Source organism: Mycolicibacterium thermoresistibile (assembly GCF_900187065.1).
GTDB classification, from domain to species: domain Bacteria; phylum Actinomycetota; class Actinomycetes; order Mycobacteriales; family Mycobacteriaceae; genus Mycobacterium; species Mycobacterium thermoresistibile.
In genome coordinates this window covers 3697284-3709629 of sequence record NZ_LT906483.1, presented here as the reverse complement: position 1 = coordinate 3709629, position 12346 = coordinate 3697284, and the positions used below count along the sequence as shown (strand labels likewise).

General features: G+C 62.4%; 10 protein-coding genes and 3 pseudogenes. 1 reads left to right on the top strand and 12 read right to left on the bottom strand.

Annotated elements, in window-relative coordinates; all coding sequences use genetic code 11:
• Positions 1-31: 31 nt before the first annotated feature.
• The 4 genes from CKW28_RS17375 to CKW28_RS17360 are packed head-to-tail and all read right to left on the bottom strand — an operon-like array spanning position 32 to position 4457.
• Complete coding sequence (locus tag CKW28_RS17375; RefSeq protein ID WP_003925530.1) at positions 32-1174, bottom strand: acyl-CoA dehydrogenase family protein; 1143 nt, start codon at positions 1172-1174, stop codon at positions 32-34.
• Positions 1175-1181: 7 nt separating this feature from the next.
• Positions 1182-2132, bottom strand: a complete 951-nt coding sequence (locus tag CKW28_RS17370; protein ID WP_003925531.1) for an acyl-CoA dehydrogenase family protein — start codon at positions 2130-2132, stop codon at positions 1182-1184.
• 44 nt (positions 2133-2176) lie between these two features.
• Positions 2177-3115, bottom strand: coding sequence for an acyl-CoA dehydrogenase family protein (locus CKW28_RS17365; protein WP_061252275.1), 939 nt, complete (start codon positions 3113-3115; stop codon positions 2177-2179).
• A gap of 19 nt (positions 3116-3134) precedes the next feature.
• Complete coding sequence (locus CKW28_RS17360) at positions 3135-4457, bottom strand: IS256 family transposase (protein WP_003923522.1); 1323 nt, start codon at positions 4455-4457, stop codon at positions 3135-3137.
• A gap of 56 nt (positions 4458-4513) precedes the next feature.
• Between CKW28_RS17360 and CKW28_RS17355 the strand changes: the two genes are divergently transcribed.
• Positions 4514-5104 (top strand): VOC family protein, encoded by a 591-nt coding sequence (locus tag CKW28_RS17355; protein WP_234785066.1) that lies wholly within the window; start codon positions 4514-4516, stop codon positions 5102-5104.
• A gap of 950 nt (positions 5105-6054) precedes the next feature.
• Here the strand turns inward: CKW28_RS17355 and CKW28_RS17345 are convergent.
• The 8 genes and pseudogenes from CKW28_RS17345 to CKW28_RS17310 form a co-directional block, all read right to left on the bottom strand.
• Positions 6055-6504 (bottom strand): annotated as a pseudogene (locus CKW28_RS17345) (NAD(P)H-dependent flavin oxidoreductase); the annotation flags it as partial.
• Between the two features lie 10 nt (positions 6505-6514).
• A pseudogene (locus tag CKW28_RS17340) lies at positions 6515-7391 on the bottom strand (IS5 family transposase).
• Positions 7392-7438: 47 nt separating this feature from the next.
• Positions 7439-7996 (bottom strand): annotated as a pseudogene (locus CKW28_RS17335) (NAD(P)H-dependent flavin oxidoreductase); the annotation flags it as partial.
• 156 nt (positions 7997-8152) lie between these two features.
• Positions 8153-9052 carry a DUF2889 domain-containing protein gene (locus tag CKW28_RS17330; protein WP_040545858.1) on the bottom strand — a complete coding sequence of 300 codons (900 nt, stop codon included), beginning with the start codon at positions 9050-9052 and terminating at the stop codon, positions 8153-8155.
• A 271-nt stretch (positions 9053-9323) separates the two neighbouring features.
• Positions 9324-9536, bottom strand: a complete 213-nt coding sequence (locus tag CKW28_RS17325; protein WP_003923515.1) for a hypothetical protein — start codon at positions 9534-9536, stop codon at positions 9324-9326.
• On the bottom strand, positions 9526-9993 hold the full coding sequence (locus CKW28_RS17320; protein WP_003923514.1) for a Zn-ribbon domain-containing OB-fold protein: 468 nt from the start codon (positions 9991-9993) through the stop codon (positions 9526-9528). Before CKW28_RS17320 ends, CKW28_RS17325 begins: the two co-directional genes overlap by 11 nt.
• The gene (locus CKW28_RS17315; protein ID WP_050811856.1) at positions 9990-11189 is read right to left on the bottom strand and encodes a thiolase C-terminal domain-containing protein; all 1200 of its coding nucleotides are present in this window, start codon (positions 11187-11189) and stop codon (positions 9990-9992) included. Before CKW28_RS17315 ends, CKW28_RS17320 begins: the two co-directional genes overlap by 4 nt.
• 3 nt (positions 11190-11192) lie before the next feature.
• Positions 11193-12332 carry an amidohydrolase family protein gene (locus CKW28_RS17310; protein ID WP_003923512.1) on the bottom strand — a complete coding sequence of 380 codons (1140 nt, stop codon included), beginning with the start codon at positions 12330-12332 and terminating at the stop codon, positions 11193-11195.
• Positions 12333-12346 lie beyond the last annotated feature (14 nt).

Sequence of the window (12346 nt, the reverse complement as noted above, 5' to 3'; positions counted from 1 at the left end):
GCGCACCCAGGCAGTGACGAAGCTCATCTGCTCAGAAACCCATGGCTCGTCCCATCAGGTCCTTCATAATCTCAGTGGTCCCCGCGTACAGGCGCTGGACCCGAGAGTCGCGCCACAGGCGGGCGACTTCGTATTCGTTGATATAGCCGTAGCCACCGTGAAGCTGTAGGCATCGATCGATGATCTCCCACTGCACCTCGGAGGTCCACCATTTCAGCCCTGCCGCGTCGGGAGCGGAAAGGGTGCCCTCGTTGACCGCGAGTACGCACTGGTCCAGATATGTCTGTGCAGCATCGAGTTTGACCTGCATCTCCGCGATGAAGTGCCGGTTGACTTGGAACTTCCCGATCGGCTGACCAAACGCAGTGCGTTCCAATGCATACGCCTTCGTCAGGTCGAGGGCTCGCCGCGCTGCGGGCAAGGCGTAACAGGCTACACCGACACGCTCGAAGGGCAGGTTGGACACTAGGTGATAGAAACCTCGGTTAAGTTCACCAACCAAGTTCGTCTTCGGCACTTTCACGTTGTCGAAGAACAACTCCGCGGTGTCGGCGGAGAGCTGGCCGATCTTGTCCAGCTTGCGTCCCCGGGTGAAGCCCTCCATGCCGTCCTCGATCATCAACAGGCTGATGCCTTTATGTCCGGCTGCCGGATCGGTTTTGACCGCAGTAAGCACGAGCTTGGACAGCAACCCGTTGCTGATAAACGTTTTCTGACCGTTGACGACCCAATGATCCCCCTCGTCGCATGCGGTGGTCTTGATGCCGGCCAGATCGGATCCAGCAGCGGGTTCCGACATTGCGATCGAACCGATGTACTCGCCGGAGATGAACTTCGGTAGCCACCGTTCTTTCTGTTCTTCGGTAGTCAGGCTGCTGAGGTAAGGCATCAGGATGTCGTTCTGGATGCCGAGGCCGATGCCGACTGAACCTGTCATGAACATCTCTTCGGAGATGATCTGATTGAACCGAAAATCTTTCACGCCGAGGCCGCCGTATTTCTCGTCGAACTCCCAGCCGATCAGGCCGTGCTCGCCGGCGGCCAACCACGCTTCGCGGCTAACTTTGCCGTCGCGTTCCCATTTCTCCACATTGGGAACACACTCGCGTTCGAAGAACTTCCGTGCGGTGGCGCGGAAATCCTCGTGTACCTCGTCGAAAATGTTGCGGCGCATACTTTCCTCAGTCCAGGTTGATGATCGCGGGGAGTGCGCGCTCAGGCGCGTGAACATCGAACAAGCGGTCGGCCAATAGCGATTCCAACTGCAGATACGATCCGCACAGCGCGTCGATTTGGAAGCCGCGGGTCACGTAACGATGGAGGTCATGCTCAGCCGTCAGGCCCATTGCCCCGCAGACCTGTAGCACCGCGTCGCTGACGGCGCGGTGCGCCCGGCCGGCCGCGGCCTTCGCTACTTGCGCCGACAGTAAGCCGCCGTACCACCACGAATCGTCGAGCACTGCTCGGGCGCCTTCCAAACGTGCCGCAGCCGCGGCGAGAGCGTGGCGCGGGGACTGCAGCGAGCCGATCGGCGAGCCGAACTGGACCCGGACGCTGGTGTGCTCGACCGCGAGTCGCAGAGCAGTATCGGCGAGGGCAATGAGCTCGGTGGCGAGCGAGCGATGCGCCGCGGAAATGGCGCGGCCCCATTCTGTCGACGCGTCAACGAGGTCGCCGTCGATGGAGCCCTCGACCCAAGTCCAGACTACCGACGCGTCGAATGTGTCGAGTTGATCACCACGAAGTTGATCGGAATCGACGACCGTGACTGAAACCGTTCCCGGGACATCGGACACCGGGACCACGACGCGGCCGCGCAGCGGACCAAGCACGATTCCCTTCATTTGGCCCTCGTTCGAACTGGGCACGGAACCCTGAGACAGCGTCGGCAGCACGATGCAGTCGACCGGCGCGTCGACCAACGGCGCGAGTTCGGCGAGCATGACGCGGTCCAGCGCATCGGTGAGGGCCAGGCACCGCCCCTGCGTCCGGAACAACAGCGCACACGCTGCCACCGGATACTCGGCCTCGATTTCCGACCAGCCCAGTTTCTGCAGCAGCGGATCGATGGCGACATGGTCCTGTCTGGCGGCAACTTCGTCGAACAGACGGACTACAGTCTCTTCAATCATCGCCCAGGTTTCGTCACCGGCCAGATTCGCTGGTCGCGTGCGCGTCATGATGCGCGCCTTTCCTTCGGCAAACCCAAGATGTGGTCGGCGATGATCCCACGCTGAACCTCGGCAGTGCCCCCCATGATCGTGGCGGCACGCGAGTACCACCACCCCGCTCGCGCGGTGTCGAACGCCGCCGGGTCGATACCGGTGCCCGTGCCGACCATCATGTGGTCCCGCGTGACGTCGAGGATCAAGTCGTGGGCCTCCCGCTCGGCCTCACTGCACAACAGCTTGTCGATGCTGCTCTCCGGGCCCACAACCTGCCCGGCGGCCAGCTTGCGAACGGTAGCGGCAGCACGGGCCTGTGCCGAGGTGACGTCGACGTATACGCGGGCGAATCGCTCCCGCTGCGCTGCGCTGACAGCACGGTTGACCATGTAATCCCGCAGGCGGCCCAACTCCATCATGACCTTGTTTAGTGCCGCGTAGCCGTACATGCCGCGCTCATATTGCATCAAGAACATCGTCACCGCCCAGCCGCCACCGACCTCGCCCACCAGTCGCTCCGGTGGGACTCGTACATCATCGAAGAACAATTCGGCCAACTCGCGGCGCCCGCTGGCCAAGGCGATCGGACGGAATGTGACGCCGGGTGCGTCGCTGTCGATCAGAAGCATTGACAGCCCGCGATGCCTGCTTTCCGGCGTACCGGTGCGCACAAGCACGTATAGCCGCGTGGCCGTGGCACCCTGACTAGTCCAGATCTTCTGGCCGTTGACGATGAACCCGCCCGCGCCGTCGTCGGTCGCGCGCGTCCGAAGCGAGGCCAGGTCGCTGCCGGACTCTGGTTCGGAGAAGCCCTGCCCCCACCACTCGGAGCCGTCGAGGTAGCGGGGCAGGAAGTCAGTGGCCAGGCGAGGAGCGAACTTCAGCGTCGCCGGACCCATCACCTCAAGCGTCCAGGCCTGAGCCGGGATGGGTAGCGAGGAATTGTCAATACCTGTGGATCGGGGTGTTTCAGGCGACCTCCGTTCCGGTGTGCTGATCGTCGCCTGAGGGCGGTGTTGGTGGGGTGATTTCGGTGGGTCGTTCGAGCAGTTTGCCTTTATGGAAGACCGCGCCGGCGCGGACCAGGGCGACCAGGTGTGGGGCGTTGACGGCGCGCCAGCGGGCCGCGGCGGCGTCGATGAGCTTGTAGGCCATCGCTAGTCCGGCCGCTCGTGATCCGGGCCCCTTGGTGACCTTGGTCCTCAAACGCACTGTGGCAAAGGTGGATTCGATCGGATTCGTCGTTCGCAGATGAATCCAATGTTCGGCCGGATACTTGTAGAATTCCAGCAGCACATCGAGGTCGTCGGTGATCTTAGCGACCGCCTTGGGATACTTCGCGCCGAAGTCGGCCTCGAAGGCCTTGACCGCGATCTGGGCCTTGTCGATATCCTCGGCGTTATAGATCTCCTTGATCGCCGCCAGCGCCGACTGGTGCGCTGATGTCGGCAGTGCGGCAAGAACATTGGCCTGCTTATGAAACCAGCAGCGCTGCTCTTTGGTGGCCGGGAAAACTTCGCGGACTGCTTTCCAGAACCCGAGTGCACCGTCACCGATCGCGAGTACGGGGGCGGTCATGCCGCGCCGTTTGCAGTCGCGCAGCAGATCGGCCCACGACTCGGCCGATTCACGGTAGCCGTCGGTGATCGCCACGAGCTCCTTGCGGCCGTCAGCGCGCATACCGAGCATCACCAGCAAGCAGAGTTTCTCCTGGTCCAGCCGCACCTTGAGGTGAATGCCGTCGACCCACAGATACACGTAATCAGTGGCCGAGAGGTCGCGACGACCGAACGCGGCGGCCTCGTCTTGCCACTGCGACGTGAGCCGGGTGATCGTGCTGGCCGACAACCCGGCACCGGAGCCGAGGAACTGCTCGAGGGCAGGGGTGAAATCGTTGCTCGACAGGCCGTGCAGGTACAGCAGCGGCAGTACCTCGGACATCTGCGGGGACTTGCGCGCCCAGGCCGGCAGGATCGCCGAGGAGAACCGCTTGCGTTCACCGGTGTCGGGGTCGACACGTTTGTCGTTGACCCGCGGGGCCCTCACCTGCACCGCGCCGGCGGCGGTCAGCACCTCGCGCGGCTGGTGGTAGCCGTTGCGGACCACCAACCGGTGACCGTTCTCGTCGAGTTGATCGGCGAACTGCGCCACGTAGGCGGCGACCTCGGCCTGCAACGCCGCGGCCAGCATCTGCCGGGCCCCGTCGCGGACAATCTCATCCAACAACGACCGACCAGCACCACTGTCGGTGTTGTCGTTGGCCTCCGCGCCGTCGTGAACTACCGTGAGCATGGGCGTACCTTCCCAACCAGCGCGCCAACGCCGGTCTTGATCGAATACCTGATTCCGTGAAGATCATCCTCGGGAAGGTGCGCCCATCTTCACGCCCCCACACCGAGGCTCATCCACAGGTTCTGATCATTCCTCAGTTGGCTCAGTCGCCAACTGGTATCGATACGTCCGGCGGTGCTTTGTTCTCTGGAATCCGCATCTCGTCGATCGATGCCGCCGCTACGGCGGAGTTTCTCACAGCGATCGGTTTCGTTGAGCTCTTGCCGCCGACGCCAGTGTCAGTCGCCGGCTCGCAATTGGCACCTGGGGCAACAGGGGAGCCGGTCGAATGCGTGGTTGCGCGATTCGCACTGCCGGAGGACGCGGACCGGTTCACAGTGTCGGTGGTCCAGCATCCGGCGACGTCGTCTGACGATCCGGTCCCGTGGGGAGGTAACCAGCAAGGGCTATACCGATGTGCCTTGCGGGTCGAAAGTGTTAAAAAAGCTCTTGCCGCCGTGCCAGATTGGATTGAGCAATGCGGCGAACCGGTGTGGTGCCCGCTGCCCGGAACCAAGATCGATGGGTTGTACATCGCGTTCCTGCGCTCGCCGGACGGGGTGGTGTTCGAGTTCGTCGAGCGCCCGCTCAAGGTTTTCAGCACCTAAGCCCGCATGTATGAAACCCACGCGGGTATGAGCTCGAGGCTCGAATCAATAGAGCGGCATGTGGACTCGCACATGATCGCGACTGTTGTGCCGCACGAAGTCATGCCGTAGTCGCAACCGGGCACCATCGCCTAAGGCGCCGTCTCATTAGAAACTCAGTGTGGGTATCCAGCCGCAACCCGTAGAGCGGCTCGGGGGCGATCGCATCGCTGGCGCAGCGCGCCCCGCCGATGCGCACTATGGTGGCACCCTTGAAGTAATTCGCCTTGCGGCGGTGCTTTCGTGCTTAGCCGCGAAGAGGCGTAGTCAAGATGCCGTCCGCGGTCTGCTCCGCACCAACCGAGTCGGTATGTACTCGAGGACTTCCTCATCGTTATGGTTGCGCACACTGACGTTGCTCACCACCATGCCTCGATCCGGGTTCTTCGTCGCGCAGGATTCGGTAACGGTCACCACGGCGTGCAGCGTGTCGCCGAGATAAACCGGCCGTCGCGCTGTCAAAGTCATGCTCAGGAAAGCGACTCCGATACCGGCGAAGGCGAGTGTCTGTATCACCAGCCCTTCCGCCAAGCTATAGGTCAGGGCCGCTGGAACGGGCCGACCTTTGTTGGTGGCGAGGTGGTACGACGCGTCCAGGAAAAGAGGTTCGGTAAAACCGGCCCATGTGATGAACTGGACAAATCGCTTTCGGTCACGGTGCGGCTGCCGGTGCGAAAAGACAATCCTACCGGCAGATCTTCCCTGCTTCGACCTCGATGCAAGTGTGGTACCTGTTCGCTCGGGGGAACAGCATGCGAATCGTTCATCGAGTTCACCTCCGTTCTAGAGGGTTTCGAGATGATCGCGGAGTATCTGTGACCGCCAGATGTGGAGCCGCGGCCAGGACCTCGCCGACCGCGGGTGCCGGGTGGCGCGTCGCTACGTAGCCGCAGACCGGGTACTGCGCCCTCCTACGAGCCGGCGGCTGCGACTGCCGCATGGCTGAGGATCATGCCAGGGAGTCGGGTCCTGATGAGTTCCTCTGCCTCGCGCACTATTCGGGAAATCATTGCATCGACGGTGGGGATGTCGTCGATCAGGCCCATGGCGGTGCCGACCCACCAGATTCCGGCCTCCAGATCTCCGGTCTCGTACACCCTTGCGCCGCGGACTCCAGAGACCAGGTGCTTGATGTCATTGAATTGGCCTCCGGCGTTGAGCGTTTGCACGACTTCCCGTGACACCGAGTTGCTGGCTACCCGTCCGGTATTGCGAAGCGTCCGGAAGATCAGTTCAGTACCGCGCTCGTCACCTCGGACGATAGCCTCTTTGACATTCTGATGAATCGGTGACTCAACTGTGCACATGAAGCGTGAGCCCATGTTGATGCCGTCTGCACCCAGTGCCAGCGCGGCGACTAGGTCGTGTCTGTTAATTGCGGACTCGGTGGAAGGTGATGATCGCGGCCAGGGTGACTCCGCCGAGGTATGAAAGGGCGTACTTGTCGTAGCGGGTGGCGATGGCTCGCCAGTGTTTGATGCGGTTGAAGCACCGCTCGATGGTGTTGCGATGCTTGTAGATTCGCCCGGCGAATGCTGGTGGCCGTCCGCCTTTGCTGCCCTTGGCTTTGCGGCGTTCGATCTGATCACTGCGTTCGGGGATGGTGTGCGCGATCTTCAGCTGGCGTAGCCGCGCCCGGGTCGAGTCGTGCGAATAGGCCTTGTCGGCCAGCAGGCGGAACGTGTTGATATCGGTGTCGGCAAGCAGGTCCAGCAGTGGCCATAGCATCGGATTGTCGCCGGCCTGGCCAGCCGACAGCACCATGGCGACCGGACTGCATCGTTGGTCGGCCAGCGCATGGATCTTGGTGGTCAACCCGCCCCGGGAACGTCCAATGGCGTGGTCGTCAGGCTCGTCGGGGTACTTCTTGTAATTCGATAGATCCCCCTGTGTGCCGCCCCGGGCGTGCACCAGCAGCATGCTGATGCACACGTACGCTGGTCGAATCCACCGACAGCAGCAGTTCGGCCAGATCAGCGTCGGTGTCATCAATATCGTTAGCGATCGCTGCGAAGATCCGTGTGTAGGTCCCATCGGTGGACCAGCGCAGATGTCGTTCGGCTACCGACTGCCAGGCACCGAACTGCTCGGGTAGATCGCGCCACGGTGATCCGGTGCGGAAACGCCAGATAATGCCTTCCAGCGTCAGGCGATGATCATTCCACGGGCGGCCCCGCCGTCGGGCGGAGGGCAGCTCCGGCTCGATCGCCGACCACAACTCATCAGAAATCACACCTGTACGTATCACCTAAACAGCATCAGTCACAACACTGTTCACATTAAGCAGACACGCCCTAGGCCGCGCGCGTCCGCGAAGCCGCCCGAGGCGATCATGGGTATGTCGATCTGCTTGGCGGCGGCGGGGATCAACACCAAACCCGGTATGTCGTCCTCCCCAGGGTGGCCGGCGCATTCGAATCCGTCGATGCTGATGCCGTCCACACCGAGGTCCTGTGCCTTGACCGCGTGGCGCACCGAGGTGCACTTGTGCAGCACCTTGACACCGTTGTCATGAAAAATCGGAAGGTGAGGAGCCGGATTGGATCCCGCTGTCTCCACCACCTTGATACCGGAGTCGATGATCACCCGCCGGTACTCGTCGTACGGCGGCGGGTTGATGGTCGGCAGGATTGTCAGGTTCACACCGAACGGCTTGTCGGTGAGTTCGCGACACCGTTCGATCTCTTTGGCCAAGTCGGCGGGAGTGGGCTGCGTCAACGCGGTGATGAAACCGAGCGCGCCGGTGTTAGCGACGGCAGCAACCAACTCGGCGCGGCCAACCCACTGCATTCCGCCTTGGGCGATGGGATGTTCGACGCCGAACATCTCGGTGAATTTGGTTGTCAGCGGCATGCTTGCTCCTTGTGATCGCGTTCAGCGGCATGTCTCACCTGGTGGCTGATGAAATGCACTGACATGTTGGCTACCTTTGATTCTTACTCGACACTTGCAAAGCGTATGGTCGGTTCGTCCGGCAGCCACAGGTTTTGCGGCATCCGAGGTGGCGGTTCAGCCGATGTCGAGCAGCGGGATCAGCGCTGCCGCGTCGGCGATGCTACGCAACAGGTCATTGAGATGTGTGCAAGTTGAGGTGCCATTCAGCTCCCTCCGCACCCGAAAATGCAGTTCCTCCAACGCCATCCCAGCGATCCGGGTTGCACTGGGGGCAGCGCCGGGACATTCCTGCCAGGGCAGCACCCTGGGCACTGCCTGGGACCGCAAGACGACCCCGGTGCCGGGGTCCACGGCCGCTTCTAGCGTGTACTCATGGATGACAGTTTCGATACTGTCGGCTCGCACATAGGTGTCCCGGAACATCGCATCGATTAATATCTCAGGATTATCCGGGCTTCGGCAGACATCTAGTCTGCGTCGCCGACGCATGCCGTGAATAGGCAGCGGAACCATGCCATGCCAGGCCAACGGGTCATGGGCGTCGTCGAGTTCAGGGGATTCAGGTCCGGTCACCACGGCGGGATCACCGGCTTCGAACGATGACATCAATAAACCGCCGGTCACGAAGCCGGCGCACTGGTCGGCGACCGGTAGATAGCCTGACTTCGAAGCTTGCCCGAGCGCGCCAGACGCCGATAGCGAATGCCCTGAAATAAGCGTGACGCCTGGGACGTCGTCGAGCAATGTGTAGCGCAAGTCTCGCGGTCGTCGCAGGTGCGGGGCCGCCTTGTCTAATGCGGCGCGAAACCCGCTCATCGCGGGGGCTCCAACAAGATGCATGCCGGGCACGGCCGGGTCGACCTCGAGACGCTGCACAACTCGCGGGATCATTTCGACTGTCGCATGCAGCTCCGCTCGGCCCAACTCAGTGGTACTTCCGTCGCGTAAAGTCTTGAGGTCACGAGCCAGCCCCCACAGATATACCGGATCTAGCGAACCGGGATTGCGCGTCATGTCGATGGAGCTGGTGCGCCGCACCGAGTTGGGCACTCGATGCGGCGTCGCGCGTGTCGGCTCATGTATCCCGTGCAGGGGATGTAGCCCGAAACGCGGGTTACCCAACTCTTTTACGTGTACAACCAACGGGTCAGTCAACGCCGGCCCTAGCTGCGCGGGAACTCGGAGATGCCTTCCGACCGCCAACCATGTCGTCGATCTTGATGCCTGCGCCGGTGGTGAAGGCGACCTTGCCTTCCAATCCTCCCACTGATTTCCTCACCCGCGGTCAGCTGGACGTGTTGCCGGTGTGCAGTCGCGCCAACCTGAGACCTTCGTCTGAGTCGGCTACCTCGATGTTCCAGTTGCCGCAAGAGCAGGATGCGCGGAAGTGGCCGTTCTCGGGGAGGATCGCCTGGCCGTCACAGTCTCCGCCGGTATTGGCGATGCTGGTGAGGAACTCCAAAGGCTTTTCGTGGAGGGCGCTGTCGTCATTGGTCATTATTCTTTCTCTCTATCGAGGAAACCGCTGGGCGGAAGATTGGAAGCATCCACCCGTCGGCGATCGGTGAAAAGTCCACGCGCAACATCATTCCGATGGTGACATCGGCCGGTGCGATGTCGACGACGTTGCTGACCAGTCGCGCGCCTGGGGCGTCGGGCAGGTCTACGACTACAGGCACCAGCGTAAGCTCCGGTAACTCCGGGATGCCGTGCACTACGGCGAAGCTGTACAAGGTCGCTTCACCGCTGAGCTCAACCCAGTTGACGGCTTTGGACTGACAACCCGGGCAGAACGGGGTCGGCGGCATCCGGAAGACGCCACAGTCGGCGCATTGCGGCGCGACGAGGCGTCGCTGTTTTGCTGCCTGCCAGAACGGCTCGGTGTGATTGTTGACTGCGATCCGCACATGCTCGCCGGGCATGGTGGTCGCGAGCGTGGCCTCGGCTGTGCTCATGCCGCCTTCCCCAGAATCAGGCCGCTGACCGGCAGGCTGGCCGGGCCCCCAGTGACCAGTGCAAGTTCGGCATTAGGCACCTGATTGATAGCGGTGCCTCGCATCTGCTCGACTCCTTCCATGATGTGTGTCATCCCGACGATGTATGCCTCAGACAGCTGGCCGCCGTGCGGGTTGACCGGGATTGCGCCGCCGTCGTAGCGGATCGCTCCGCTTTCTACGAACGCGCCGCCCTCACCTTTCCCGCAGAACCCGTAATCCTCGAGTTGCATCAACACCATCGGGGTGAAGTGGTCGTAGAGAAGCGCGACGTCGATGTCATCCGCCGTGATGTCGGCCTGTCGGTAGAGCCGGTCGGCGATCGGTCTGTTACCCGAGGACGCGAAATAGTCGTCGGCCATACCCATCCAGGCGAACGCGCGTCCCCAATCCCGGACTCCGCCGTGGGCCGCTGCGATGACGGGGACCGGCGGTTGGCGAAGATCGCGTGCACGGTCCATGCTGGTGGTAATGACTGCGACGGCACCGTCGGTCTCCAGGCAGAAGTCGTAGAGACACAACGGTTCTGCGATCATCCGCGCGTTGAAGTAGTTCTCCAGAGTGAGAGGTTCCCGATACATGGCGTTGGGCCGGTTCAGCGCATTGGCACGTGTGGAGATCGCGATCTCGGCGAAGGCCTCCCGCCTCGTGCCGTACAGATGCATGTGCCGACGCGCCAACACTGACATAAGTTGGCCGGGACCGAATAAACCCGACGGCTGCAGGAATGAGTTGATCGGATCGCGCTCCATCGCCGAGAACACCGATCCCAGCCGTTGTTTGGCTTGTTGTAGCGCCATCACGGTGACGACCACAGACGCGTCACCGGCCACGATGGCCGCGCGCGCCAGGCCGATCGCCCCGGCAGACCCGCCACCGCCCGACGTCAGCGCCGCGGTGAACCGGACCTCCGGAATGCCAAGCGTCTCCATGAAGTCGGCGGTGTCCATCTTGTCGGTGTAGCCGGCATTGGCGCCCGAGTAGTAGGCGAAACCATCGATGTCATGTACGGGCAGACCGGCGTCTTCACACGCGGCGATGATCGCCTCGCCAGCTAGTTCGACAATAGTTTTGGGCAGCGACCCGCCGCGCTTGTAGAACGGCGTGGCGCCGACACCGACGATGGCGACGTCACGCAAACCGTTTGAATCCACCACCGATCAGTTGCTTTCAGCCGGGACTGGCGGGACATCTGGGAACAGTTCGAAGAAGGCACCCTGTGTGATGCGCAGTCGGGTCTCCTCGCTGACCCCGTCGAAGAGCGTCTTCAATGTGTCCTGGGTGTGGCCGAAGGTGCCCTCCATGTGCGGATAGTCGCTGCCGAACATGACATTGCGATAGCCCATGTGCTCGAACGCCTGGACGGCGCTCTCGTCGTGCTGGAACGACGCGTACACCTGACTGTAGAGAATTTCCTTCGGGTCCCGGCTGAGCTTGGGGCGTACTGCCATATGGTGTTGGCGATAACCCTCGAGCAGACGGTCGCCGAGGAACGGAACCCACGTTGCGCCGCCCTCTGAAATCAGCACCTTCAGGTTCGGATGCCGGTCCAAAGCGCCGGAGGCTACCAGTTTCATGGCGGCCCGCTGGCCCGAGAACGTTGTCTCGGTGTAGTTCATGATGGCGCCACCGGGACCGCGGTAAACGGAGCCCAGGCCCCCGGACACGCTGTTGCTGGCCGTGGCGTCCACCGGATCGGTACCGATGTGGAAGGCGAGCACCATGCCAGCCTCTTCGGCGGCCGCCCACAGCGGCTCCCAGTCATTGCGGTGCCAGTCCGGCGCGCTGGGATGGGGTCTGGTCGGCAGGAAGACGGCCTTGAATCCGTTGTCCGCCGCCCACTGCAGTTCTTCCACCGCATCGTCGATCACCAGGGTGGAGACCTGCGCGGTAACCACATAGCGCGGCGACACCGACGCGATCTCCTCGATCGCCCACTCATTGCTGGCCCGCATACACGCCTTGAGCAACTCTGGTGTGCGGAAGGTGGAGGACCACATGCCCAGCGACGGGAAGATCACTTCGCCCCATACGCCTTCTTTGTCGAGGTCGCCCAGGCGAGCCTTGGCATCACGGGTGCCTTGGGGGCGTGTGCTCATTTCGGCGAACGTGACCAGCGCCGAGGACGGGAGCTTTCGACGGAAGATTTGCCCGTCCACGAACACCGTCTCGTACTCGCCATCGGGGTCCTTCTCCGATCTCGGGCACAACTCGGCAAGTCGCTTCGGCAACCGGGTATGCCACAAATCGTCGGGTTCCAGGAAGTGTGAGTCGCCAGAGTTCGTCCAGATCTTGGTCACGCGGTCCTCCAACC

Bases quoted from the DNA above. Each gene is read 5' to 3' on its own strand.
- CKW28_RS17375 (WP_003925530.1), bottom strand. From the start codon at position 1,174: ATGCGCCGCAACATTTTCGACGAGGTACACGAGGATTTCCGCGCCACC.
- CKW28_RS17360 (WP_003923522.1), bottom strand. From the start codon at position 4,457: ATGCTCACGGTAGTTCACGACGGCGCGGAGGCCAACGACAACACCGAC.
- CKW28_RS17370 (WP_003925531.1), bottom strand. From the start codon at position 2,132: ATGATTGAAGAGACTGTAGTCCGTCTGTTCGACGAAGTTGCCGCCAGA.
- CKW28_RS17330 (WP_040545858.1), bottom strand. From the start codon at position 9,052: ATGACGCGCAATCCCGGTTCGCTAGATCCGGTATATCTGTGGGGGCTG.
- CKW28_RS17325 (WP_003923515.1), bottom strand. From the start codon at position 9,536: ATGACCAATGACGACAGCGCCCTCCACGAAAAGCCTTTGGAGTTCCTC.
- CKW28_RS17320 (WP_003923514.1), bottom strand. From the start codon at position 9,993: ATGAGCACAGCCGAGGCCACGCTCGCGACCACCATGCCCGGCGAGCAT.